General features: G+C 69.5%; 20 protein-coding genes and 1 tRNA gene. 12 read left to right on the forward strand and 9 right to left on the reverse strand.

Features of this window, described 5'->3' with window-relative positions; all coding sequences use genetic code 11:
- Window positions 1–17 precede the first annotated feature (17 nt).
- The 9 genes from NVS83_RS19530 to NVS83_RS19570 all read left to right on the forward strand — a co-directional run bounded on the left by NVS83_RS19530 (window position 18) and on the right by NVS83_RS19570 (window position 9,434).
- Window positions 18–1,712: a formate--tetrahydrofolate ligase gene (locus tag NVS83_RS19530; RefSeq protein WP_258740884.1), complete on the forward strand. Its 1,695-nt coding sequence runs from the start codon at window positions 18–20 to the stop codon at window positions 1,710–1,712.
- A 199-nt stretch (window positions 1,713–1,911) separates the two neighbouring features.
- Window positions 1,912–1,997 (forward strand) — tRNA-Leu (locus NVS83_RS19535).
- Window positions 1,998–2,263: 266 nt separating this feature from the next.
- Complete coding sequence (locus tag NVS83_RS19540) at window positions 2,264–2,959, forward strand: GntR family transcriptional regulator (protein WP_258740797.1); 696 nt, start codon at window positions 2,264–2,266, stop codon at window positions 2,957–2,959.
- A gap of 22 nt (window positions 2,960–2,981) precedes the next feature.
- Window positions 2,982–4,004, forward strand: a complete 1,023-nt coding sequence (locus NVS83_RS19545) for an amino acid ABC transporter substrate-binding protein (RefSeq protein WP_258733145.1) — start codon at window positions 2,982–2,984, stop codon at window positions 4,002–4,004.
- A 121-nt stretch (window positions 4,005–4,125) separates the two neighbouring features.
- Window positions 4,126–5,250, forward strand: coding sequence for an amino acid ABC transporter permease (locus NVS83_RS19550; protein WP_258740798.1), 1,125 nt, complete (start codon window positions 4,126–4,128; stop codon window positions 5,248–5,250).
- 1 nt (window position 5,251) lies between these two features.
- Window positions 5,252–6,379: an amino acid ABC transporter permease gene (locus tag NVS83_RS19555; protein WP_258740800.1), complete on the forward strand. Its 1,128-nt coding sequence runs from the start codon at window positions 5,252–5,254 to the stop codon at window positions 6,377–6,379.
- Complete coding sequence (locus tag NVS83_RS19560) at window positions 6,376–7,149, forward strand: amino acid ABC transporter ATP-binding protein (RefSeq protein ID WP_309486223.1); 774 nt, start codon at window positions 6,376–6,378, stop codon at window positions 7,147–7,149. The genes NVS83_RS19555 and NVS83_RS19560 overlap by 4 nt, the downstream gene beginning before the upstream one ends.
- A 6-nt stretch (window positions 7,150–7,155) precedes the next feature.
- Window positions 7,156–8,364, forward strand: a complete 1,209-nt coding sequence (locus NVS83_RS19565) for an aminotransferase class V-fold PLP-dependent enzyme (protein ID WP_258740802.1) — start codon at window positions 7,156–7,158, stop codon at window positions 8,362–8,364.
- Window positions 8,364–9,434: a threonine aldolase family protein gene (locus NVS83_RS19570; RefSeq protein WP_258740885.1), complete on the forward strand. Its 1,071-nt coding sequence runs from the start codon at window positions 8,364–8,366 to the stop codon at window positions 9,432–9,434. Before NVS83_RS19565 ends, NVS83_RS19570 begins: the two co-directional genes overlap by 1 nt.
- Window positions 9,435–9,440: 6 nt before the next feature.
- On the opposite strand, the gene NVS83_RS19575 is transcribed toward NVS83_RS19570, so the two are convergent.
- Window positions 9,441–10,328: a hypothetical protein gene (locus NVS83_RS19575; protein ID WP_258740804.1), complete on the reverse strand. Its 888-nt coding sequence runs from the start codon at window positions 10,326–10,328 to the stop codon at window positions 9,441–9,443.
- A 252-nt stretch (window positions 10,329–10,580) separates the two neighbouring features.
- Between NVS83_RS19575 and gad the strand changes: the two genes are divergently transcribed.
- The 3 genes from gad to NVS83_RS19590 all read left to right on the forward strand — a co-directional run bounded on the left by gad (window position 10,581) and on the right by NVS83_RS19590 (window position 15,246).
- Entirely contained in the window at window positions 10,581–11,987 is a 1,407-nt protein-coding gene (gene gad, locus NVS83_RS19580) for a glutamate decarboxylase (RefSeq protein WP_258740805.1), read from the forward strand.
- A 501-nt stretch (window positions 11,988–12,488) separates the two neighbouring features.
- A complete protein-coding gene (locus NVS83_RS19585) occupies window positions 12,489–14,606 on the forward strand; it encodes a TonB-dependent hemoglobin/transferrin/lactoferrin family receptor (RefSeq protein ID WP_258740806.1) in 2,118 nt (705 codons plus the stop codon).
- Window positions 14,607–14,643: 37 nt separating this feature from the next.
- Window positions 14,644–15,246, forward strand: coding sequence for a biliverdin-producing heme oxygenase (locus NVS83_RS19590; protein WP_258740807.1), 603 nt, complete (start codon window positions 14,644–14,646; stop codon window positions 15,244–15,246).
- A gap of 21 nt (window positions 15,247–15,267) precedes the next feature.
- Here the strand turns inward: NVS83_RS19590 and NVS83_RS19595 are convergent, their stop codons facing one another.
- From NVS83_RS19595 to NVS83_RS19630, 8 genes are all read right to left on the reverse strand, one after another.
- The gene (locus tag NVS83_RS19595) at window positions 15,268–16,047 is read right to left on the reverse strand and encodes a heme ABC transporter ATP-binding protein (protein ID WP_258740808.1); all 780 of its coding nucleotides are present in this window, start codon (window positions 16,045–16,047) and stop codon (window positions 15,268–15,270) included.
- A gap of 4 nt (window positions 16,048–16,051) precedes the next feature.
- Window positions 16,052–17,143, reverse strand: a complete 1,092-nt coding sequence (locus NVS83_RS19600) for a FecCD family ABC transporter permease (protein WP_258740809.1) — start codon at window positions 17,141–17,143, stop codon at window positions 16,052–16,054.
- Window positions 17,140–18,078, reverse strand: a complete 939-nt coding sequence (locus tag NVS83_RS19605) for a heme/hemin ABC transporter substrate-binding protein (protein ID WP_258740810.1) — start codon at window positions 18,076–18,078, stop codon at window positions 17,140–17,142. The genes NVS83_RS19600 and NVS83_RS19605 overlap by 4 nt, the downstream gene beginning before the upstream one ends.
- 203 nt (window positions 18,079–18,281) lie before the next feature.
- A complete protein-coding gene (locus NVS83_RS19610; protein WP_258740811.1) occupies window positions 18,282–19,058 on the reverse strand; it encodes an ABC transporter permease in 777 nt (258 codons plus the stop codon).
- Window positions 19,055–19,849 carry an ABC transporter ATP-binding protein gene (locus tag NVS83_RS19615; RefSeq protein ID WP_258740812.1) on the reverse strand — a complete coding sequence of 265 codons (795 nt, stop codon included), beginning with the start codon at window positions 19,847–19,849 and terminating at the stop codon, window positions 19,055–19,057. The genes NVS83_RS19610 and NVS83_RS19615 overlap by 4 nt, the downstream gene beginning before the upstream one ends.
- Window positions 19,850–19,894: 45 nt before the next feature.
- Entirely contained in the window at window positions 19,895–20,980 is a 1,086-nt protein-coding gene (locus NVS83_RS19620) for an ABC transporter substrate-binding protein (protein WP_258740813.1), read from the reverse strand.
- Between the two features lie 236 nt (window positions 20,981–21,216).
- Complete coding sequence (ggt, locus tag NVS83_RS19625; RefSeq protein ID WP_258740814.1) at window positions 21,217–22,809, reverse strand: gamma-glutamyltransferase; 1,593 nt, start codon at window positions 22,807–22,809, stop codon at window positions 21,217–21,219.
- 25 nt (window positions 22,810–22,834) lie between these two features.
- The gene (locus tag NVS83_RS19630) at window positions 22,835–24,001 is read right to left on the reverse strand and encodes a M20 aminoacylase family protein (RefSeq protein WP_258740815.1); all 1,167 of its coding nucleotides are present in this window, start codon (window positions 23,999–24,001) and stop codon (window positions 22,835–22,837) included.
- Window positions 24,002–24,060 lie beyond the last annotated feature (59 nt).

Raw genomic sequence — 24,060 nt, forward strand, 5'->3', positions numbered from 1 at the left:
AGAGGGTGGCAAGCGTGATGGACAAGGCAGTGCGTGAGATCGATCCGAACAGCGACGTGGCCATCGCGGCGAAGGTCGAGCCGCGTCCGATCGAGGAGATCGGCGCCAAGCTCGGCGTGCCGGCCGAGGCGCTGTTCCGCTACGGCCATGACAAGGCCAAGATCGCGCTCGGCTTTGCCCGTCACGCCGAGGCGAGGGCCGGCGGCAAGCTGATCCTCGTCACCGCCATCAACCCGACCCCCGCGGGCGAGGGCAAGACCACCACCACCATCGGCCTCGGCGACGCGCTGGCGCGCGCGGGCAAGAAGGTTGCCATCGCGCTGCGCGAGCCGAGCCTCGGCCCGGTGTTCGGCTCCAAGGGCGGGGCGACCGGCGGCGGGCATTCGCAGATCATCCCGATGCAGGACATCAACCTGCATTTCACCGGCGATTTCCACGCCATCAGCGCCGCCCACAACCTGCTGGCGGCGGCGATCGACAACCACGTCTACTGGGGCAACGCGCTCGACATCGACACCCGCCGCATAAGCTGGCGCCGGGTGGTCGACCTCAACGACCGCGCCCTGCGCAACGTGATCGTGGGCCTCGGCGGGCCGGCCAACGGCTTCCCGCGCGAGGACGGCTTCGACATCACCGTCGCCAGCGAGGTGATGGCGATCTTCTGCCTCGCCCGCTCGCTCGAGGATCTCGAGGAGCGGCTCGGGCGCATGGTGGTGGCGCAGAACCGCGCTCGCCAGCCGGTGACGGCCGGCGAGCTCAAGATCACCGGCTCCATGGCGGCACTGCTGCGCGACGCGTTCCAGCCCAATCTGGTGCAGACACTAGAGGGGACGCCGGCGCTGGTGCATGGCGGCCCGTTCGCCAACATCGCCCATGGCTGCAACTCGGTGATGGCGACGCGCACCGCGCTCGGCCTTGCCGACTATGTGGTGACGGAGGCCGGCTTCGGTGCCGATCTGGGCGCCGAGAAGTTCCTCGACATCAAGTGCCGGCAGGCGGGCCTCGCGCCCTCGGCGGTGGTGATCGTGGCCACCGTGCGCGCGCTGAAGATGCATGGCGGCGTGGCGCAGAAGGATCTCGGCCCGGAGAACGTCACCGCCGTGAAGCGCGGCGCGGGAAACCTCGTGCGGCATATCGAGAACATGACGGCGTTCGGCGTGCCGGTGGTGGTGGCGATCAACCGCTTCACCAGCGACACGCCCGACGAGATCGCGGCCATCGAGGCGGCCTGCGCGGCGGTCGGCGCGCGGGTGCATCCGTGCTCGCACTGGGCCGATGGCTCGGCCGGCGCGATGAACCTCGCCGAGGACGTGATCCGGCTCGCCGACGCGCCGTCCGACTTCCGCCTGCTCTATGAGAGCGGCCTGCCGCTGGTGCAGAAGATCGAGGCGATCGCGCAGCGCATCTATCGCGCGGCGGGCGTTTCGGTCGAGCCGGCGGCGCTGAGGAAGCTGACCGATTTCGAGGCGATGGGCTATGGCGAGCTGCCGGTCTGCATGGCGAAGACGCAGTACAGCTTCTCCGCCGACCCGACTTGGCGCGGCACGCCGGAGGGCTTCATCCTGCCGATCCGGGACGTTCGGCTCTCCGCCGGCGCGGGCTTCGTGGTGGCGCTGTGCGGCGACGTGATGACCATGCCGGGGCTGCCTTCGCACCCCGCGGCCGAGAACATCTTCGTCGACGAATCGGGCTTCATCGGCGGGCTGAGCTGATTCAGCCCGTCCCGCCCGTCCGGCGTCCGTATGTGGCGGGCAGGTGGACGGTCGAGGGCGGCGCGAACGGCTGTTCGCGGGGCCGATCGGCCGCTCGTCAGGCGGCGCCCCGCAGAGATATTTGGAATATTGAAGGATATTCGTTGTGCCGGCGCGCCAAGTCGGGAATCCCTTTAAGCTGGCCGATACGGCAGCACCTGCGGGCGTGGCGAAACGGGTAGACGCAACGAACTTAAAATTCGTTTCTCTCTGAGAGTGCCGGTTCGAGTCCGGCCGCCCGCACCAGTGATCATGCCGCCGTCCCGACGACGGGGCGCCGTCGGCACGACTTTGTCACATAGTGCGGCCGCCTCGCCGTCTTCCCTGCGGCGGAACGCCAATCCCGCGATTTCCCTGAAATACCGAGGGTCCGTTGCCGTCTCCGAGCGGCCGCGTCCCGTTCCGGCGTGCCGTCCGGGGCGCTCCATTAGCACCTCGATGACCACGAAACGGACAGCTTCCGTCCAATCTTTCGGCTTGTAGCTGGTATACCGGTCGTCCAGTATGCCGGTATGACGAGCACCTTCGAATTCGAGCGCGACCGCGCCTATAACCGCCTCGTGGCGCTGATCTTCAGCGGCACGCTGGAGGAGGGCGCGCCCCTTTCCGAGCGCAAGCTCGCCGAGCAGCTCGGCATGGGCCGCATGCCGGTGCGCGAGGCGCTGCACCAGCTCGAGCAGGAGGGCGTGGTCGAGGTGAAGCCGGCGCGCGGCACCTTCGTGCGGCGCGTGGCGGCGGAGGACCTCGCCGAGATCTACCGCGTGCGCGAGGCGCTCGAATGCCTCGCCGCCGAACTCGCCGCGGGCAGCGAGGCGCCGCCGGCCTTCGTCGCCTGCGGCACGCGCATGCGGACCATGGCGCAGGACCCTTCCGCCTTCACGGCGGTGGAGATCGACGACGCCGGCACCGAGTTCCACGAGCTGATGATGCAGGCGGCGGGCAACGCCGCGTTGGTCGAGACGGTGCGCCTGCTGCGCCTGCGCTTCCGGCTCGCCTTCCACCTGCCGCGCTACTTCTCGCACGAGAACGTCTATTCGACGCTCACCGACCACATCGAGATCCTCGACGCCATCATCGCGCGCAAGCCGCGGGCCGCCGCGAAGCTGATGCGCGCGCATCTGCGTCGCGGCCTCGAGATGCGGCTGCGTCTCGGTGCGACCAGCGCGCCCCGAACTTCCAAGCAGAAAAGCGACGCACAAGCGTCATAACCAGAGGCACGGAGACAGTGAGATGAGGAACTATCTGGCGACGGGGCTCGTGGCCTTGAGCGCGCTTGCCGCCGTGTGCGGCCCGGCCGGCGCGTCCACGCTCGACACGGTGAAGAAGAACGGGGTCGTGACCTGCGCGGTCAACGGCAGCCGCCCGGGCTTCTCGGCGGTCGACAGCAAGGGCGAATGGCACGGCATCGACGTCGACACCTGCCGGGCCCTCGCCGCGGCGGTGTTCGGCGATGCGAGCAAGGTGAAGTTCCTCAAGACCAACAACCAGACGCGCCTCACCGCGCTGCAGACCGGCGAGGTCGACGTCACGGTGGCCAACACCACCTGGACCCGCGCCCGCGACACCGATCTCGGCCTCGATTTCGTGTCGCCCACCTTCTATGACGGCCAGGGCCTGATGGTGCCCAAGGCGCTCGGCGTGAAGAACGCGCAGGAGCTCGACGGCGCCAGCGTCTGCGTGCGTCCCGGCTCGACTTCCGAGCGCGTGGTGGCCGACATCCAGAAGAAGTTCGGCATCAAGCTGAAGCTCGTCGTGATCGACGACCAGAAGGAGATCAATACCGCCTTCTTCGGCGGGCGCTGCGACGTGGCGGTGCAGTCGACCTCCGGCCTGTCCTCGACCCGCGCGGCGGTGGCGCCCAACCCGGACGACTACGTGATCCTGCCGCAGATCTTCGGCAAGGACCCGATGGGCCCGGTGGTGCGCCAGGACGACCCGCAGTGGCGCGACATCGTGCAGTGGACCGTGTTCACGCTGTTCCAGGCCGAGGAGAGCGGCGTCACCTCCAAGAATGTCGACGAGATGAAGGCCGACTCCAAGGATGCCACCGTGCGCCGCCTGCTCGGCGTCGACGATTCCGGCGGCAAGGGCCTCGGTCTTGATCCGGCGTGGGCCTACAACGTCATCAAGCAGGTGGGCAATTACGGCGAGGTGTTCGACCGCAATGTCGGCAAGGATTCGCCGTTGAAGCTGGAGCGCGGCATCAACGCCCAGTACACCGACGGCGGCCTCATCTACGCGCCGCCGCTGTGACCATGGCAACGGTGGCGAGCGCTCGTCGATGAGCCTGTCATCCACATCGCAGGGGGCGGCGCCGCGCGTGCCGTCCTCCGGCGCGCCGTCCCCGGGTATCCCGCCGTGGCGGAACCCGCGCGTGCGCGCCTTCGTCTGGCAGGCGCTGCTGGTGCTGGCGCTGCTGGCGCTGGTGCTGTGGCTGGCCATGAATGCCCGCCGCGCGCTCGACGAGCGCGGCATGACCTCGGGCTTCGGCTTCCTGCTCGACCCGGCGAACTTCGCGCTCGGCGAAGCCTTCTTCACCTTCACGCCCGGCTCGCCCTATCTCGACGCCTTCGCGGTCGGCGTCGGCAACACGGTGCTGCTCTCGCTGGTGAGCATCGTCACCGCGACCGTTCTCGGCGTGGCGCTGGGCTTCGCGCGGCTGTCGGGCAACGCGCTCGTCTCTGGCCTCGCCAAGGCCTATGTCGAGGCGTTCCGCAACACGCCGCAGCTCGTCCAGATCGTCTTCTGGTACAGCTTCTTCACCCTGCTGCCGCCGCCCCGGCAGTCCTGGCCGCTGCTCGGGCTCGGCTATGCCTCCAATCGCGGCCTGACCGTGCCGGCGCCGGAGCAGGGCGGGGTGGCGCTGCTGGTGGCCGGCATGCTGGTCGTGGGCGCGCTCGCGGCATTCGCCATCGGCCGTCTCGCCGACCGTCGCCGTCGCCGCACCGGCCGGCGCTGGCGATATGTCGGCGTCGTCGAGATCGCCGCGCTGGTGCTGCCGCCGCTCGCCGCCTGGCTCGCCATGGGCGCGCCGACAGGATGGTCGGTGCCGGTGCTGCGCGGCTTCAACTATACGGGCGGGGCGACGCTGGCGCCGGAATTCCTCGCCATCTATTTCGGCCTTTCCTTCTACATCGCCGCCTTCATCGCCGAGATCATCCGCGGCGGGTTGATCAGCGTCGACGCCGGCCAGATCGAGGCCGCCAACGCCATCGGGCTGCGCCGCGCCGACCTCTACCGCAAGGTGATGGTGCCGCAGGCGATGCGGGTGATCGTGCCTCCGCTCGCCGCGCAATATGTGAGCCTCTTGAAGAACTCCTCGCTCGGCGTCGCGGTCGGCTATCCGGACCTGTTCAGCGTCTCGAACACGGCGCTGACCTATAGCGGGCGCACCATCGAGGTGCTGTGCATCATGGCGGTGATCTACCTGCTGATGTGCCTCGCCATCGGTGCGGTCGCCAATCTCGTCAACCGCTTCGTGCAGATCCCGGAGCGCTGAGATGACGACCGCTCCCCGCTCCTTCGCCTATTCCGGCACGGCGGCGACCCGTACCCCGCCCGAGGTGCCGCGCGGCATCCGCGCCTTCCTGCACCGGCACCTGTTCAACTCGCCGCTGGGCGGCGTCGCGACCTTCGTGCTGGGTGCCGTCATCGCCATCGTGCTGTGGCGGGTGCTGCAGTGGAGCCTGGTCGACGCCGTCTGGTATTCGTCGGGCGACGGCAGCGCCTGCCGCGACGCGGCCGGCGCCTGCTGGGCGGTGATCGCCGAGAAGTACCGCGTCATCCTGTTCGGCGCCTATCCCTATCACCAGCAGTGGCGTGGCGCGCTCGTCGTCGCGCTCTGGCTCGGCTGGGGCGCGATCTCGGCGACGCGGCTGCTGTCGGTGACGCTGCGCCTCGCCGGCTGGGCGGTGGTGTTCGTCGCCTCGATCCTGCTGCTCGGCGGCGGCTTCCTCGGCCTCGAGGCGGTGGGCACCGATGTGTGGGGCGGCCTGCCGCTGACCTTCATCATCTTCGGCGGCACGGTGGCCGGCGGGCTGCCGCTCGCGGTGCTGCTGGCGCTGGGGCGGCGCTCGCAGCTTCCGGTGGTGCGGTTCATTTGCGTGGCGACGATCGAGGGCGTGCGCGGCATCCCGCTGCTGGCGCTGCTGTTCTTCGCGGCGCTGATCCTGCCGCTGTTCCTGCCGCCGCAGCTCACGGTCGACAAGCTGATCCGCGCCGAGGTCGGCATGATCATATTCTTCGCCGCCTATGCGGCGGAGGTGATCCGCGGCGGGCTGCAGGCGATACCGGAAGGCCAGGACGAGGCGGCCAAGGCGCTCGGGCTCGGCTACTGGCTGCGCACGCGCAAGATCATCCTGCCGCAGGCGCTCGCCATCGTGGTGCCGGCGCTGTTCAACGACATCATCCGCGCCTTCAAGAACACCACCTTCTTCAGCATTCTCGGCCTGTTCGACGTGCTCGGCGCCACCAAGGCGGCGCTGCAGGACCCGCAGTGGGTGCGCTACGGCACGGAGGGCTACCTGTTCGTGTTCCTGCTCTATTTCCTCATCTGTTCGGCCATGTCCGCCTACGGCTCGTCGATCGAGCGGGACAACCAGCGTCGGGCGCGGAAGGCGGCGCGATGAGCGGGATCGAACGCGGCGGGCTGGTGGTCGAGATGGCCGGCCTCAACAAATGGTACGGCGAGCACCATGTGCTGCGCGACGTCGCGCTCGGCCTCGCGCGCGGCGAGAAGATCGTGCTGTGCGGGCCGTCCGGCTCGGGCAAGTCGACGCTGATCCGCTGCATCAACGGGCTGGAGCCGTTCCACGAGGGCGACCTCACCGTGTGCGGCACCCGGCTCGACGGCAGCGCGCAGGCGCTGGCCGAGGTGCGCCGGCACGCCGGCATGGTGTTCCAGAGCTTCAACCTGTTCCCGCACCTCACCGTGCTGGAGAACCTGACGCTCGGCGCGGTCTATGCGCGCGGCGAGCCGGAGGCGCGGGCGGCCGAGCGCGCCCACGGCCTTCTCGCCCGCGTGCGGCTGAGCGACCAGACGCTGAAGTTTCCCGGCCAGCTTTCCGGCGGCCAGCGCCAGCGGGTGGCGATCGCCCGCGCGCTGATGCTCGAGCCGGAGGTGATGCTGTTTGACGAGCCGACCTCGGCGCTCGACCCGGAAATGGTGCACGAGGTGCTCGACGTGATGGAGGAGCTGGCCGCGGCCGGCCAGTCCATGATCGTCGTGACCCATGAGATGGGCTTCGCGCGCCGCGTCGCCGATCTCGTCGTGTTCATGGATCGCGGCGAGATCGTCGAGGCCGCGCCGCCGGCCACCTTCTTCGAAGCTCCAGCGACGGAACGCGCCCGGACCTTCATCGGACAGATTTCCCACGCCAATCAGGGCCCCATTACGTAGGACGTCATGAACAAGACCATGCATCCGCCGCAGGACGAGACCCCGCTCGTTCCTCGCCTCGCCGACGGCACGCCGGACTGGGCCGCGCTGCGCCGCGAGTTCGGCGCGACGCAGTCCACCGCCTATCTCGACATCGCCCGCAAGGCGCTGCTGCCGCGCTGCGCGGCGCAGGCCGCCGCCGACTGGTTCGCCGACATCGAGGGTCCGGCGGCCGGCAAGCTGTCCTTCTCGATGGACAAGGTCGAGGAGACGCGCCGCGCGGTCGGCGAGACCTTCGGCGCGGCGCCGGAGACGCTGGCGCTGGTGAAGAACACCTCGGAGGCGGTGAACATCGTCGCCCAGGGCTTCGACTGGCGCGAGGGCGACAATGTCGTGATCTCGGTCTCCGAGCACGAGAACAACACCTTCCCCTGGCGTCCGCTCACCCGGCGCGGGGTCGAGCTGCGCATCGTCGCCGCCGGCCCGGACGGGCAGGTGAGCACCGATGCGTTGTGCGCGGCGGTGGATGCGCGCACCCGCATCCTGTCCATCGCCTGGGTCGCCTACGGGCTCGGCGAGCGCGCCGATGTCGACGCGCTGGCGCAGCTCTGCCGCGAGAAGGGCGCGCTGTTCCTTGTCGACGGCATCCAGGCGATCGGCGTGCTGAACCGGCGGCTCGACGATCTCGGCGCGCATGTGGTCGCCTCGGGCGGGCACAAGGCGCAGATGAGCGTCGCCGGCGCGGGGCTGATGTATGTGGCACCCGAGGCGCTCGATCGCTTCCGCCCGCCCTTCGCCGCCAAATACTCCTTCGCCACCTTCGACCGTACCGATCCCGAGCCGGAGCTGGCGCCGGACGCGCACCGGTTCGAATACGGCAATCCGAACTTCCTCGGCCTCGCCGTGCAGCGCCGCTCGGCCCGCTTCATCGGCGCGATCGGGCTCGGCGCCATCGAGGCGCGGGTGCACGCGCTGACCGATCGGATGATCGAGGAGGCCGACCGGCACGGGCTCGGACTGCGCACGCCGCGCCCGTGGAACCAGCGGGCGGGCATCGTCAGCTTCGATCTCGGCGGCGCGGACGCGGACCGGATGGAATCCCTGCTGGCGGCCGACGGGGTGCGGGTCGCCAGCAAGGACGGCCATCTGCGCGCGGCGGCGCATTTCTACAACAACGAGGATGACGTGGCGCGCCTGTTCGAGCGGCTCGCCCATCATCTGGAGGCCGGAAAGTGATGCAGGGTACCGCGACCAAGAGCTGGGCGATCGATCTCGTCTCCGACACCTCGACCCGCCCCTCGGCCGGCATGCTGGCGGCGATGGGCGCGGCCGAGGTCGGCGACGAGCAGCGCGGCGAGGACCCGACCACGCTCGCCCTGTGCGCAAGGGTGGCGCAGATGCTGGGCATGGACGACGCCCTGTTCCTGCCCTCGGGCACCATGTGCAACCAGATCGCCTATCTCGTGCATTGCCGGCCCGGCGACGAGATCATCGTCGCCGCGAACGCGCATGTGTTCGGCTCGGAAGGGGCGGGGGCGTCGGCGCTCGCGGGGGCGCAGTTCCGCCCTGTCGCGACGCCGGACGGTATCTTCAGCGCCGAGGAGGCGCGCGCCGCGATCCGGGCGCCGCGCCACCGCTCGCCGCGCAGCCGGGTGATATCGGTCGAGCAGACTGCCAATCGCGGCGGCGGCAGCGTGTGGCCGACGGCGACGCTCGGGGAGATGGCGCGCCTTGCCCATGCGAGCGGCCTCGCCGCCCATATGGACGGCGCCCGGCTCCCCAATGCCGCCATCGCCTCCGGCGCGCCGATGGCCGAGCACACCCGCGGCTTTGACAGCGCCTGGATCGACCTCTCCAAGGGGCTCGGCTGCCCGGTCGGGGCGGTGCTGGCGGGCACGAAGGAATTCATCGAGGAAGCCTGGTACTGGAAGCACCGGCTCGGTGGCGCCATGCGCCAGTCCGGCTATCTGGCCGCGGCCGGCCTCTATGCGCTCGACCACAATCTGGCGCGCCTCGCCGAGGACCACGCCAATGCACGCCTGTTCGCCCGCAAGGTCGACGGCGCGGGCGGGGTGAAGGTGTTCCCGGCAGAAGTGACGACCAACATCCTGTTCCTCGACCTGTCCGGCTGCGGGATCGAGGCCGGTGGGATCGCCGCCGCGCTCGCCGAGCAGGGCATCCGGCTCGGCGTGGAGAGTCCGACCCGCATGCGCGTCGTCACCCATCTCGACGTGGGCACGGCGCAGGTCGAGGAAGCGGCGGCGCAGCTCGTGCGCATCCTCGAGCGGGCGGCGCGGGCCGGCTGACGCCCCTTACGCCGGCGCGGCGAGGCGGCTCTCGCGCATCGACAGCGCGGCGCCGATGAAGAAGCACAGCGCGCCGGCGAACAGGTTCGCGTTCGAGGCGGCGCCGATCCATGCCGGCTCCGCGCCGCGCGGGACGTAGGCGAAGACGGCCGCCACCATGAAGGCGACGCAGCCGGCGAGATTGACGAACACGATCTGCCAGGCGAGCTCGCGCGGCTTCCAGCTCCAGTAGCCGTGGCTGGTCTCGATGAAGGCGAGATAGGCGGAGACCAGGAACAGCACCGAGCCGACCATGTCCGGCAGCCAGAGCGCGAGGTCCTGCATGTACCAGCGCGCGGGGGCGTGAAGCCCGTCATAGGTGTTCACGTTGAACGCCAGCGTGCCGATGAACTGGGTGAAGGTGCTGAGCCAGCCCGGGCTGCGCGGATGCCAGCCGATCAGGGAAGGGCGCTCGCGCGGGAGGTGCGCGGCCGGGTCGGGCGCGAACGCGCTCGCATTCGCCGCCTGCAGGTGCTGCATGTAGGCGGCGGTGGTGAAGGGGACCGAGCCGGCAAAGAAGATGGCGTTGACGATGTGGAGCGGGACCCCCGCGTTGCCGGGGATCAGCGACAGCGCGCTGCCGAGCATGAACAGGAACGACCCGACGGCGAAGATGAGGCCGACGTAGAAATTGTAGATCTGCGTCTGCCAGAACGCGACCGGCAGGGCCTCCAGCGCGCGGGCCTCGCGCGCGAGCCCCTTGCGGTGCTGGCGGTCGCGCCAGACCACGCGCCGGCCCGGCAGGTGGTAGCGGCGCAGCGTGACGAAGGGCCACGCCCCGGCCGTCGCCATGGGCGTGCCGGGCGATGGGCCGCCATGGCCATCCTCGTCGTCCGGGGTCCGCAGCCTCTCCATGCCCGTCATCGTCCGAGATCCGCTCGAGAGGCGCTCAGGTTGAGCCTCGCTCCGTTACCCGCTCGCGGTATCGGCGAATGGGCGATATGTCTATCCTCACGGGTCCGAAGATGAGTGATTCAATATCCGGCTCACATTGACCGCAATCGGCGGATGGCGCGATGGTCGCGCCAGAACAGTCATCCATCGTGCCGCGCCGATGACGTTCCGCGCCGCGGGATAACCGACATACTCTGGTGAGGGAGGCTAGCCTTGACGTCGCATCATTCCGGCCGCGAGCTGCGCAACGAGATCCTCGACGACGTCTATTCGTCGAGCGACCTCCTGAAGCAGCTTCCCAAGGTCCATTTTCCCAAGGCCGAGCGGGATCCGCGCCACGTCTTCGCCGCCGTGCGCGACGAGCTGATGCTGGACGGCAATTCGCGCCAGAACCTCGCCACCTTCTGCCAGACCTGGGTCGACGACGAGATCCAGGACCTGATGTCGCTGTCGATCGACAAGAACATGATCGACAAGGACGAATATCCCCAGACCGCCGAGATCGAGGCGCGCTGCGTCCACATGCTGGCCGATCTGTGGAATTCGCCCGACCCGCAGGGCACGCTCGGCTGCTCGACGGTCGGCTCGTCGGAGGCGGCGATGCTGGGCGGGCTGGCGCTGAAATGGCAGTGGCGCGCGAAGCGCAAGGCGGCCGGCCTGCCCGCCGACAAGCCGAACATGATCTGTGGCCCGGTGCAGATCTGCTGGCACAAGTTCGCCCGCTATTTCGACGTCGAGCTGCGCGAGATCCCGCTCGAGGGCGACCGGCTGATCATGAACTCGGAAGAGGTGCTCAAGCGGGTCGACGAGAACACGATCGGCGTGGTGCCGACGCTCGGTGTGACGTTCACCTGCCAGTATGAGCCGGTGAAGGCGGTGAGCGACGCGCTGGACGAGCTGCAGCGCGAGACCGGGCTCGACATCCCGATCCATGTCGACGGCGCGAGCGGGGCCTTCCTCGCCCCGTTCTGCGTCCCGACCCTCGAATGGGACTTCCGGCTGCCGCGGGTGAAGTCGATCAACACCTCCGGCCACAAGTTCGGCCTCGCCCCGCTCGGTGTGGGCTGGGTGGTGTGGCGCGAGGCGGACGACCTGCCGAAGGAGCTGATCTTCGACGTAAACTATCTCGGCGGCGACATGCCGACCTTCGCGCTCAACTTCTCGCGCCCGGGCGGGCAGGTGATCGCGCAGTACTACAACTTCCTGCGGCTCGGCCGCGAAGGCTACCGCAAGATCCACACCGCCTGCTACGAGACGGCGCAGTTCCTCGCCAAGGAGATCGGCAAGATCGGCCCGTTCGAGATCCTGTTCGACGGCGACAGCCGCGACGGCATTCCGGCTCTGTGCTGGAAGCTGAAAGAGGAGCAGGGGATCGGCGGCTACACGCTGTACGATCTCGCCGACCGGCTGCGCTCGCGCGGCTGGCAGGTGCCGGCCTATTCGATGCCGGCCGACCGGCAGGACCTGGTGATCCAGCGCATCCTCGTGCGGCACGGCGTCAGCTACGACCTCGCCTGCCTGCTGATCGACGACATCCGTCGCTCGGTGGAGTTCTTCGCCCAGCATCCGGTGACGCTGCCCATGACGCCGGACGAGGCGGCGGGCTTCAACCACAACTGACCCGAGCGACGATCGCTGAAGGGGCGCCGTCCGCCAGCGCGCGGGCGGCGCCCTTCGTTTGTGGGCATGCCGCCTCCGGCAATGGGCGTTGCCGGCGTCAGTTGCGGCATGTCGCTGGAGACGGCGAGGGGGGCTTCTTTTAATTCGTATAAATTGCATAAGCGGCCGAAGCCTTATGCGGGATCGCGAGTCGTTCGTGGTTTAAAATCGTTCAAATAAACGTAGATTTGAACTTTTATACTGTAAAAACATACTCGTTGACTCGGATATTAAGCAAATCTACTCAAATCCCTGTACAGGACGTTGGGGGATTCTTCGTCCTGATCGATTTCCGGCGGGGAGCGGTGACGTTCCGCGACCGATGCTTCGTTCTGTCAGGGGAAGATGATGACACGCGTGATCCGCCGTTTGCCCGGGCTCTCTTCGGTTCTCTCCGCCCGTAGCGCCGGGTGGGGCGTTTCGCTGCTCGCCCTGGCCGCGGCAACGGCAACGGCGCCGGCATTGGCGCAGGAGCCGGCCGCGACGCCGGCGTCCTCCGCCGAGGTGGTGCTGACCGACCAGATGGTCGAGCTCGATCCGATCACCGTCGTCGCCACGCGCACGCAGCAGAGCTGGATCGATACGCTCGCCGCCGTGAGCGTGGTGCGGCCCGAGCAGATCGAGATGCTCATGCCCATGCGCACGCAGGACCTGTTCCAGGGCATGCCGGGCGTGACCGCTATCCAGAACGGCAACTCGACGCAGACCGCGATCAACATTCGCGGCCTGCAGGATTTCGGCCGCGTGGCGGTGTTCGTCGACGGGGCGCGGCAGAACTTCACCCAGCTCGGCCATGGCGACGGGGCGGGCACCTTCTTCGTCGAGCCGGGGCTGATCGCCGACGTCGACGTGGTGCGCGGCCCGGTCTCGAACATCTACGGCTCGGGCGCCATCGGCGGCGTGGTGACGATGCGCACCAAGGACGCCAACGACATTATGCGGCCGAACGAGACCTGGGGCGTCGAGGCGGACGGCGAGTTCGCCGGCAACGGGCCGATGGGCTACGGCTCGCTGCTCGGCGCGGCGCGGGTGGGCCAGAACGTCGACCTGTTCGTCGGCGGCACCTACCGCAACCAGGACGACTACAAGGACGGCGACGGGAACGAGGTGGCCTATACCGGCTACGAGACCTGGACCGGCATCGCCAAGGCCACCATCCGGCCGGCGGACTTCCATGAGCTGAAGTTCGAGGTGATGAACTATGAGAGCCAGTTCACCACCGGCAGCTCTGCCTCCTCGACCGCCACGCAATATGCGACGGACGTGACCAACACGACCGCCGCGGCGAGCTGGAACTACTCGAACCCCGACGACAACCTGTTCGACTGGCGCTCCTCCGTCTACTGGAACCGCGTGGACGAGGATCAGGTGAAGGTCGTAGGCAGCTCTAGCCTGATCACCGGCGACGTCGGCGATCCGCGCAGCTTCGTCATCGACACGGTGGGCTTCGACGCCAACAACACCAGCCGCTTCACCCTGGGCGCGGTCGAGAACGCCATCACCTATGGCGGCGACTACTTCCATGACGACGTCGACAACACGGACGACTACGGCTTCGGCGAGGGCTACAACCCCTCGGGCGAGCGCGGCGTGGGCGGCGCCTTCGTGCAGTGGAAGGCGAACTACTCGACCTGGCTCGAGGCGATCGCGGCGCTGCGCTACGACGCCTATTCGCTCAGCTCGGCCGATGGCGGCACCAGCGGCGACCGGCTGTCGCCGAAGTTCACCCTCGGCATCACGCCTGTGGCGTGGCTGACCGTCTACGGCACCTATGCCGAAGGCTACCGCGCGCCGAGCGTGACCGAGGCGCTGGTGGCCGGCCCGCATCCGGCGGTCTTCTCCGGCGGCCTGACCCCGTTCAGCTTCGTGCCGAACCCCAATCTCGAGGCCGAGATCGGGAAGAACAAGGAAGTCGGCGTCAACATCAAGCAGGACAACCTGTTCGTCACCGGGGACCGGCTCCGCATCAAGGCGAACTACTACCAGAACGATGTCGAGAACTACATCGAGCTGGTGACCTATGGCAGCCCGGCCTGCATCTATCAGGTGCGCGGATACTGCGTCGCCTATAACGACTACTCGCTCGCCCAGTACCAGAATGTCGACGAGGCGCGGCTGCGCGGCTTCGAGTTCGAGGGCACCTACGATGCCGGCAAGTGGTTCCTCGGCCTGTCCGGCCAGACGATGACCGGCGAGGTGACGGCGGGGCCGGACGAAGGCCAGCCGCTCTCCACCGTGCAGCCCGACCAGATCACCACCACGCTCGGCTTCCGCTTCTGGGAGGGCAAGCTCACGGTCGCGGCGCGCTGGACGGCGGTGGCGGCTGTGACCGCGAGCGACCTGCCGACCAACTCGGTCTACGACGCGACCGACAGCTTCAACCTCGTCAGCCTCTATGCGGGCTACCAGCCCAACGAGAACACGCTTGTGCGGTTCTCTGTCGAGAACCTTCTCGACGAGCAATATACCCAGTATCAGAACTTCCTGCCGAGCGCGGGGTTGACGGTGAAGGCGGGGCTGACGGTCCGCTTCGGTGGTGGCGAGGTCGCGCAGGCCGAGCCGGCGCTGATCACCAAGTGACGACCGCCGAGGCGGAACTCCTGAAGCAGGACGAATGATGACGATCGCGACGGATGCGGGAACCGAGACCCGTGCGAAGCGGCTCCGGGCGGCGACCAGCGCCGCCCATGAGCGGGTGGACCATGCGGTGATGGCGGCGAACCCCTTCGCCGACCGGGAGAGCTATGCGCGCTTCCTGCGGTTCCAGTACCGGCTGCACCGGCATGTCGAGCCGCTCTATGCCGACCCGGCCATGCACGCGCTGCTGCCGGACCTCTTGATGCGCTCGCGTCTCGCGGCGCTGGAGCAGGATCTCGCCGATCTCGGTCTCGCGCCGCCGGACGCCGCCTTCGGGCCGTGCCTGCCGCAGGCCGAGGCGCTGGGCTGGCTCTATGTGGTCGAGGGCTCGAACATGGGCGCGGCCTTCCTCGCCAAGGATGCGGCGAAGATCGGCTTTTCCGACACGTTTGGGGCGCGCCATCTCGCCGGCCACCCGGAAGGGCGGGGGCTGCACTGGCGCCGCTTCACCGCCGCGCTCGACGCGGTGGAACTCGACGAGGACGGCGAGCGCGCGGCCGAGCGGGCCGCCTGCGCGGCCTTCGACCATGTGCTCGGCCTGATCGGTGACGAGCTGGGCCCGGAAGGCGCCGGCAGCCGTTGACCGCCGGCGCGCCGTCTCTCGTCAGCGGTCGAGCGACTGCGGCAGCAGGAACGGCGTGCCCGGCGCCCAGCCGACCCGCGCCGCGACGCCGTAGAGCGCGGCCAGCGCATCGTCGGTGATGATCTCGCGCGGCGTGCCGCTGGCGACATCGCGCCCTTCCTTCAGCGCCACGATCTGGTCGGCCGCCATGGCGGCGAGGTTGAGGTCGTGCAGCACGGCGAGAATGCCGATTCCCCGCGTCGTGGCGAGCTTGCGCATCAGCCGAACGACGAGGATCTGCTGCGCCAGGTCGAGGCTCGCCGTGGGCTCGTCGAGCAGCAGGTAGCCGTCCCCATGGCCCGCCTCGCGCCGGCCCGGGTCGAGCTGCACCAGGGCGCGCGCGAGCTGGACGCGCTGGCGCTCCCCGCCCGACAGCTTCTCATAGGCGCGATGCTCGAAGCCGGAGAGTTCGACCTCGGCCAGCGCGCGGGCGACGGGCGCAGGGTCGAACCGCCCGCTCGGCGTGCCGATGGCGACCACCTCGGCGACGGTGAAGGGAAAGGCGACCTGCGCGTGCTGGGGCACGACCGCGCGCCGCAGGGCGAGGCGGGCCGGCGGCAGTGTCGCGATGTCGGAGCCTTCGAGCCGCACATGGCCGCGCTGCGGGCGCAGCTCGCCGGCGATGACCTTGAGAAGGGTGGACTTGCCCGCACCGTTGGGGCCGATCAGCACGGTGATGCGGCCCGGCGCGATCGCGGCGCTCGCGCCCGCGAGCAGCGCGCGTCCCGAGGCAGTCATCTCGATGTCGAGGGCGGCGTACATGGCGCTAGCCGAACAGGGCCGCGCGGCGCTTCAGCAGCAGCCCGATGAAGAAGGGCGCGCCGAGCGCGGCGGTGACGACGCCGAGCGGGAGCTCGGCCGGGCTGGCGACGGTGCGGGCGATGACGTCGGCGCCGAGCAGCAGCGCGCCGCCGAGCAGGGCGGCGGCGGGCAGCAGCGTGCGGTGGCCGGGGCCCATCACCAGCCGGATGAGGTGCGGCACCACCAGCCCGACGAAGCCGATCACTCCCGCGACGGCCACGGCGGCACCGGTGCCGGCCGCGATGCCGGCGACGGCGAGCCGCTTGGTGCGTTGCACGTCGACGCCGACATGAAAGGCTTCCGCCTCGCCCAGCGCCAGCGCGTCGAGCGGGCGACCAAGGCGCGCGGCGGCGAGCGCCAGCGCGGCCATGAAGGGCAGGGCGGCGAGCACCTTGCGCCAGGTCGCTCCGCCGAGGCTGCCGAACGACCAGAAGGTGAAGTCGCGAAGCTGCTGGTCGGAGGCCATGAAGATCATCACCCCCGTGCCCGCCGCCGCCAGCGCGCCGATGGCGATGCCGGCGAACAGCATGGTCGGCACCGAGGTGCGGCCCTGATGGGTGGAGATGGCATAGAGCGTCAGCGTCGCCAGCAGCGCGCCGAGGAAGGCCATCAGTGGCAGCCCGGCATCGGCGAGCACGGGCGGCAGCAGGAGGGCGATATGGGTGCCGAGCACGATCCAGGTCACGGCGGCCAGTGCCGCGCCGTTTGAGACGCCGATCAGCGCCGGATCGGCGAGCGGGTTGCGGAAGATGCCCTGCATCATGGCCCCGACGGTGGCGATGCCGCTGCCGACCAGCAGGCCGAGCAGGGTGCGCGGCAGGCGGATATCGAGCACGATCACCGCCTCGCGCAACGCCGCGCCGCCGGTCGCGCGCTTGCCGGCGAGCGCGTCGATGAGGATCGTCGCCACCTGACCCGGGGCGATGGTCACCGGGCCGATTGCCAGCGAGGCGAGGAAAGCGAGGACGAGCAGCGCGCCGCACAGGGCGATGCCGAGCCAGGCGCGGGACGCTCGCGCGCCACGGGCGGCCGCGAGAGGCAGGGCGGTCTCGCTCACGGCGTGTCGGAGCCCCGGGTCCAGGGATGGGACGGCATCGCCGGCAGGTCGAGCTCGGGATAGACGAGAGCTGCGAGGTCGCGGGCGGCCTCGGGCGTGCGCGGGCCGAAGTTCAGCAGGTAGCCGCCGTCCATGCGGTGGAGCCGCCCGGCGGCGATGGCCTGCGTGCCGGCGAAGGCCGGCATCTGCGCGACCGCCGCGTCGGTGAGTCCGTGGCCGCGGTCCTTCATCAGGATGATGAGATAGGGGTCGGCGCCCAGCACCGCCTCGTCGACGGCGGGCTTGTAGCCGTGCACGCCGGCCATCGCGTTCTCGACGCCGGCGAGATGGAACATGGCGTCCGCGCTGGTGCCGGAGCCGCCCACCACCGGCGCAGCACCGGAGGCGGAGAGGACGAAGGTCGCGCTGCGCGGCGAGGTGATCTTCGCCCGCATGGCGGCGAGCGCGGCGAAGTCGCGTTCCACGGCGCCGGCCAGTTCCTCGCCGCGCGCGGGCACGCCCATCAGCGTGGCGACGGCCCGGATGTTGGCGCTCACATCCGCCGGATCGCGGGCGAGCGGAATGGTCTCGAACGGTATGGCGGCGCCCTTCAGCACCGCGACTGCGTCGGGCGGGCCGGCATCTTCCTGGGCGATGATGAGATCGGGCCCGACGGAGAGCACGCCCTCCGGCGAAAGCGCGCGGATGTAGCCGACATTGGGGCGGCTCGCCAGTGCCTCGGGCGGGTAGGTGCTCGACGTGTCGACCGCGATCACCCGATCGCCGAGGCCGAGCGCGAACAGGATTTCCGTCACCGCGCCGCCGATGGCGACCACGTGGCGGGCCTGCGCGGGGGTGGGAGCGTCGTCGGCGCGGGCGGCCGGGGCGAGGGTGAAGGCGAGCAGGGCGGCCAGCAGCACGGCGGCGGCGCGCGGTCCGGGGCGGGATCTCGACATGGACGTTCTTCCGCATTGGCGACGAAGGGGCTCGCGCAGGGGCGCGGCAGTCGCCTATGCAGATATCCGCTGGCCGAACGGATTTGAAACGCTAATTCGACCAATACGTTCGATTGGAATTAGTTGAATTAAGTATTCGTGGGCAAATTCATGAAAATATCGATGGTCGTCGGCAATCGTCACTGCAGCGATGCGGGCGCGATCTACCGCACCAGCTCGCCGCGGAAGGCCCAGCGGGTCATGCGCCGCTCGATCAGCGCGCAGGCGGCGTAGACGCCCACGCCCATCACCGCGATGGCGAACAGCCCGGCGAAGGTGGTCGCGGAATCGTTGCGCGCGCTGGCCGAGAGCATGAGGAAGCCGATGCCGCGATTGCCGCCGACCGTCTCCGACAGCACCGAGCCGACGAAAGCCAGCGTCGCCGCCACCTTGAGGCTGGCGAACAGGTAGGGCATCGCTCGCGGAATGCCGACCTTGACCAGGATCTCCCGGTTGCTGGCGCCGAGCGAGCGCATCAGGTCGCGCATCTCCGGCTCGATGGTGGCGAGGCCGGTGGCGACGTTCACCACGATCGGGAAGAAGGAGATGACGAAGGCGGTGATGATCGCCGGCAGCGCGCCAATGCCGACCCAGATCATCAGGATCGGCACGATGGCGACCTTGGGGATGGCGTTGAAGGCGATCAGCAGCGGGTAGAGCCCGGAATAGATGAAGGGCGAGGCGCCGATGGCGAGGCCCAGCAGCAGGCCGAAGCCGATGGCGAGGAAGAAGCCGATCAGCGTCGTCCACAGCGTCTCGAGGCAGAAGCGCAGCAGCAGGTCCCAGCGCTGGATGACCACCTCGAATACGCGGGTGGGTCGCGGCGCCACGATCTCGGGAATGTGGAACGCGATGCAGGCCACCTCCCACAGCACCAGCAGGGCGAGGAGGGTCAGCCACGGCATGGCGAGGCGGATGGCGCGGCGCTGCAGGGCGCTCATTCGGCGTGCTCCTGCTGGATGCGCTCGCGCAGCTCGTGCACGATATCGACGAAGGCGGGCTCGAAGGTGGTCTCCAGCGTGCGCGGGCGGGGCAGATCCACCTTGCGGACCTTCACGATCCGGCCCGGCCGGCGGCTCATCACGTAGACCGTGTCGGCGAGGTAGACCGCCTCGCGTAGATCGTGCGTGACCAGCACGGCGGTGAAGCGCCGCTCCAGCCACAGCGCCTGCATGATCCCCCACAGCTCCTCGCGGGTGAAGGCGTCGAGCGCGCCGAAGGGCTCGTCGAGCATCAGGATCTGCGGCTCGTGGATCAGCGCGCGGCAGACATTGGAGCGCTGCTGCATGCCGCCGGAGAGCTGCCAGGGGAACTTGTCGCCGAAGCCGCCGAGCCCGACCGAGGCGAGCAGGGCCTCGGCGCGGGCGATGTATTCGGCGCGGTTGGCGCGCAGGCGCCGCTTGTGCGGCTCCACCACCTCGAGCGGCAGCATGATGTTGTCGCGGGTGGTGCGCCAGGGCATGAGGGTGGCGTTCTGGAACGCCATGCCGACGCCCTTGATCGGGCCGGTGACGGGCTGGCCGCGCACGCTCACCTCGCCGCCGGTGGGCGGCAGGAGGCCGGTGACCAGCTTCATCAGCGTGGACTTGCCGCAGCCCGAGGGGCCGACGACGGCGACGAACTCGCCATCGGCGATGCTCATCGTGGCGTCGCCGAGCGCCAGCATGCGCTCGCTGCCCTCGCCATAGGCGAGCCTGACATTCTTCAGTTCGACGAGGGGAGGTGAGGGCATGCAGGCTTCGGTGTCAGGCGAAGGGGGCATCCGGACGGCGGGCCGTCAGGGGGCGACCATCCGGTCGGCCTTGGGCGGGAGATAGTAGTCGGTGAACACCTTCTCCGGCGCGGGCGCGTCGGGCAGGCCGAAGGCGTCGGCGACGTCCTTGATCGAGCGGGCGAAGCGCTTCGGGTCGACGTCGCCCATGCCGTTCTCCTTCACATAGGGCGTCAGCACGTTCATCTGCAGCGACATGTTGAGCCGCCGCAGCTCCAGCGCCTCGTCGATCAGCGGGTCGCGGTTCTTGGCGGCGGCGACGCCGATCTCGGGATTGGCCGCGACTTCCTTCCACGCCTTGATCGTGGCCCGCAGGAAGCCCTTCACGACTTCCGGCTTCTCGGCCATCTGCGGCGAGACGATGATGCCGTTGCCGTACACGTCCATGCCGGCGTCGCTGTAGGTGAAGACGACGAGATCGTCGAGCTTTACGCCGCGCGCCTCAAGGTCGAGGACCGAGGAGAAGTAGTGTCCGGAGATGAAGTCGACCGTGCCCTGCACCAGCGACTGCTCGCGAAGCTGGGGCGTGAGGTTGACGCTCTCGACGCTCTTCGGGTCGATGCCGACCTTCTTGGCGAAGGCCGGGAAGAGGCGGAACGAGGCGTCGAACACCGGCGCGCCGAGCTTCTTGCCGGCGAGGTCGGCGGGCGTCTTGATGCCGGACTTCTTCAGCGCGTAGACGCCGAAGGGCGGGAAGTCATAGGCCATGAACACGCACAGGATCTCTTTCCCCGGGTTCTTGGCGTTATACTCGATGAGCGAGTTCACGTCGGCGAAGCCGATGTCGTAGGCGCCGGACGCCACACGCTGCACCGCGCCGGCCGAGCCCTGGCCGGGGTCCATCGTCACGTCGAGCCCCTCATCCTTGTAGTAGCCCTTCTCCAGCGCCACGAGGAAGGGCGAGGTCGGACCCTGGAACACCCAGTCGAGGGTGAACTTCACCGGCGTGTCGGCATGGGCTCCGGTGACCGCGGCGAGGGCGATCATGGCCGCGAGGCTGGTCGCGCCCGCCAGATGCGCGGCGCCGCCGGTGCGCTGGCGGGCGGGGCTCGATCTGAAACGGGTGGCGAGACGGCTGAACAGGCGGATCATGACGGTCACCTCCGGCAACGGGACGCTCAGTATGGCCCTCTGCGCGGGGCAGTGCGCAAGGGGCGCTGCGCAGGGGGCACGGGAGGCGCAGCAGCATGCAAGAGTGCCGCCAAGCGCGGGCTGCCGTGGGCGCACCAGTCCTCGCGCCCGTCCTCCCCGCCCGCTCCGGCACGCGGGCGCCCGATTCGTGGGCAACGTGCCGGGGTATCGTGCCGGCCTGGCGCCGCCACCGGGCTTCAGTAGCCGAGCGCGCAGCCGTCCTTGCGCGGATCGGAGGCGCCGGTGAGCACGCCGTTGGCCCAGTCGATGCGGATCGCCTGCGCCCCGCCGATGGGGCGCGAGGGGCGCACGATGCGGTGGCCGAGCGCGGCGAGGTCGCGCCGCACCGCGTCCGGCATGCTGCCCTCGACCTCCAGCGCGTCGGTGCCGAACAGCGGGCAGGCGCGCGGCATGTCGATCGCGCTCTGCATGTCGAGCCCGTAATCGAGCACGCGGGCGAGGAAATAGGCCTGGCCGAGCGCCTGGTACTGCCCGCCCATCACGCCGAAGCAGTGCTCCACGCGCCCGTCGCGCGTCGTCAGGCCGGGAATGATGGTGTGCAGCGGCCGCTTGCCGCCGGCGATGGCGTTGGGGTGGCCGGGCTTCAGCGAGAAGCCCTGCGCCCGGTTGTTCAGCAGCACGCCCGAGCGCGGGGCGACGAGGCCGCTGCCGAAGGGATTGAAGATCGAGTTGATGAAGCTCGCGACGTTGCGGTCCTTGTCGACCACCGCGATGTAGACCGTGTCGTTGTGGCTCGGCAGGTCGATCGCGGGCAGCTCGGCGAGGCGGGCGTCGGGCCGGATCATGCCGGCGAGCTGGCTCGCCAGCGAGCTCGACAGCAGCTCGCGCATCGGCACTTCGATATGGTCGGGGTCGCACAGCACGGCGTCGCGCACCGAATAGGCGAGGCGTGCCGCCTCCATCTCGAAATGCACCCGCTCGGCCGAGAGCGGGTCGGGGCGGGTCGAGCCGTGCGACAGGATGTTGAGCAGCATCAGCGCGATGATGCCCTGCCCGTTGGGCGGGCATTCATGCACCCGCAAATCGCGGAAGCGGGTGGAGATCGGCGTCACATAGGCGCCGCGGGCGGTGGCGAAATCCTCCAGCGTGTGGAGGCCGCCGAGGCTCTGCAGATAGGCGACGATGTCCTCGGCGACGGGGCCGCGATAGAAGCCGTCCGGCCCCTCGGCGGCGATACGCTCGAGCGTGGCGGCGAGCTCGGGCTGATGGTGCAGCGTGCCCGCATGAGGGCTGTGGCCCTCGGGCAGGAACACGCGCGCGGTGTTCGTGTCCCCGGCCAGCAGGCCGGCCTGCTCGCGCCAGTCGAGAGCGACTCGCGGCGCGACGGCATAGCCCCCGCGCGCCAGCGCGATGGCGGGCTGAAGCAGATCGCCGAGCGGGCGCGTGCCGTGGTCCTGCGACAGCCGCGCCCAGGCTTCCACCGCCCCAGGGACGGTGACGGCATGCGGCGACTGGCGCTCCAGCGCCGTTATGCCGTGGGCGGCGTAATAGTCGGCATTGGCGGCGGCGGGAGCCCGGCCCGAGCCGTTATAGGCGACGATGTCATCGGTGCCGCCGGGGGCGTAGAGCACGAAGCAGTCGCCTCCGAGCCCGGTCGAGCCCGGCTCGACGACGCCCTGCACGGCGCAGGCGGCGATCGCCGCATCCATCGCGTTGCCGCCGGACTGGAGCACGTTGAGCGCCACCAGGCTCGACAGCGGGTGCGAGGTCGCGGCCATGCCGTTGGTCGCCATCACCAGCGAGCGGCCGGGGGTTTCGAAATCTCTCATCGGCGTAGCCTCACCTGATCGGGACTCACGCCGTGGGCGCGAGGAGACGTTCCACCAGCCTTACCCAGTAGCTGGCGCCGAGGGGAAGAAGCTCGTCGTTGAAATCGTAGCCCGAGCTGTGGAGAGCGGGGCCCGGCCCGCTGCCGAGCCAGAGATAGGCGCCGGGCGTCTTCTCCAGCATGTAGGCGAAGTCCTCCGAGGCCATGGAGGAGGCGGGATCGGGGATGACGTGGTCTTGGTCCGCCGCCGCGCCGGCCGCGTCCAGCGCGAGCGCGACCTCGGCGGCGGTGTTCACGGTGGGCGGATAGCGCCGGTCGTACCAGACGGAGGCGGTGGCGCCGTGGAGCCCGGCGACGCCGGTGGCGATCGCCTTCACGCGCGCCTCGACGGCATCGCGCACGGCGGGCTGGAAAGTGCGGACCGTGCCGCGCAGTACCACCTCGTCCGGGATGATGTTCCACGCGTCGCCGCCATGGACCTGCGTGATGCTGACCACCGCCGCCTCGAGCGGGTCGACGGTGCGGCTGGCGATGGTCTGCAGCGCGCCGATCAGCTCGCCGGCAACGGTGACGGGGTCGATGCCGAGATGGGGCATGGCGGCGTGGGCGGCGCGGCCCTTCACCGTGATCTCGAACAGATCGGAGGAGGCGAGCATCGGCCCCGGCTTGCCCGAGAAGCTGCCGAAGGCCTGTCCCGGCCAGTTGTGCAGGCCGAACACGCGCTCCATCGGGAAGCGCTCGAACAGGCCTTCCTCCACCATCACCTTGCCGCCGCCGTTCATCTCCTCGGCCGGCTGGAAGATGAAATGCACCGTGCCGGCGAAGTCGGGGTTGGCGGCGAGGTGGCGCGCCGCGCCGAGCAGCATGGTCATGTGCCCGTCGTGCCCGCAGGCGTGCATCTTGCCGGAAATGGTCGAGCGGTAGGGCAGGTTGGTCATCTCGGTGATGTCGAGCGCGTCCATGTCCGCGCGCAGGCCGATCGCCGGTCCCTCGCCAAGCCGGCCCTTCAGCGTCGCGACGATGCCGGTGCGGGCGATGCCGCTCTCGAAGGGCAGGCCGAAGGCGCTGAGCTTGTCCGCGATGAAGGCCGCGGTCCAGTTCTCCTCGAAGGCGGTCTCGGGATGGCTGTGCAACTCGCGGCGCCATGCCGTCATCTCGGGGTGGAAACCGGCGATCTCGTCGACGAGCGGCATGCGGAAGGCTCCTGGCGAAGGCGCGGGAAGGCTGCGCGAGGGATTTGGACGCGAATTGG

It is taken from the genome of Ancylobacter mangrovi (assembly GCF_024752335.1).
GTDB lineage: Bacteria > Pseudomonadota > Alphaproteobacteria > Rhizobiales > Xanthobacteraceae > Ancylobacter > Ancylobacter mangrovi.

Excerpts from the sequence above, each read along its gene's own strand:
- NVS83_RS19530 (WP_258740884.1), top strand. The coding sequence starts at position 18 with ATGGACAAGGCAGTGCGTGAGATCGATCCGAACAGCGACGTGGCCATC.
- ggt (WP_258740814.1), bottom strand. The coding sequence starts at position 22,809 with ATGAGAGATTTCGAAACCCCCGGCCGCTCGCTGGTGATGGCGACCAAC.
- NVS83_RS19595 (WP_258740808.1), bottom strand. The coding sequence starts at position 16,047 with ATGTACGCCGCCCTCGACATCGAGATGACTGCCTCGGGACGCGCGCTG.
- NVS83_RS19590 (WP_258740807.1), top strand. The coding sequence starts at position 14,644 with ATGACGATCGCGACGGATGCGGGAACCGAGACCCGTGCGAAGCGGCTC.
- NVS83_RS19540 (WP_258740797.1), top strand. The coding sequence starts at position 2,264 with ATGACGAGCACCTTCGAATTCGAGCGCGACCGCGCCTATAACCGCCTC.
- NVS83_RS19570 (WP_258740885.1), top strand. The coding sequence starts at position 8,364 with ATGCAGGGTACCGCGACCAAGAGCTGGGCGATCGATCTCGTCTCCGAC.
- NVS83_RS19575 (WP_258740804.1), bottom strand. The coding sequence starts at position 10,328 with ATGGAGAGGCTGCGGACCCCGGACGACGAGGATGGCCATGGCGGCCCA.
- NVS83_RS19560 (WP_309486223.1), top strand. The coding sequence starts at position 6,376 with ATGAGCGGGATCGAACGCGGCGGGCTGGTGGTCGAGATGGCCGGCCTC.
- NVS83_RS19630 (WP_258740815.1), bottom strand. The coding sequence starts at position 24,001 with ATGCCGCTCGTCGACGAGATCGCCGGTTTCCACCCCGAGATGACGGCA.
- NVS83_RS19545 (WP_258733145.1), top strand. The coding sequence starts at position 2,982 with ATGAGGAACTATCTGGCGACGGGGCTCGTGGCCTTGAGCGCGCTTGCC.
- NVS83_RS19615 (WP_258740812.1), bottom strand. The coding sequence starts at position 19,849 with ATGCCCTCACCTCCCCTCGTCGAACTGAAGAATGTCAGGCTCGCCTAT.
- NVS83_RS19555 (WP_258740800.1), top strand. The coding sequence starts at position 5,252 with ATGACGACCGCTCCCCGCTCCTTCGCCTATTCCGGCACGGCGGCGACC.
- NVS83_RS19620 (WP_258740813.1), bottom strand. The coding sequence starts at position 20,980 with ATGATCCGCCTGTTCAGCCGTCTCGCCACCCGTTTCAGATCGAGCCCC.
- NVS83_RS19605 (WP_258740810.1), bottom strand. The coding sequence starts at position 18,078 with ATGTCGAGATCCCGCCCCGGACCGCGCGCCGCCGCCGTGCTGCTGGCC.
- NVS83_RS19565 (WP_258740802.1), top strand. The coding sequence starts at position 7,156 with ATGAACAAGACCATGCATCCGCCGCAGGACGAGACCCCGCTCGTTCCT.
- NVS83_RS19610 (WP_258740811.1), bottom strand. The coding sequence starts at position 19,058 with ATGAGCGCCCTGCAGCGCCGCGCCATCCGCCTCGCCATGCCGTGGCTG.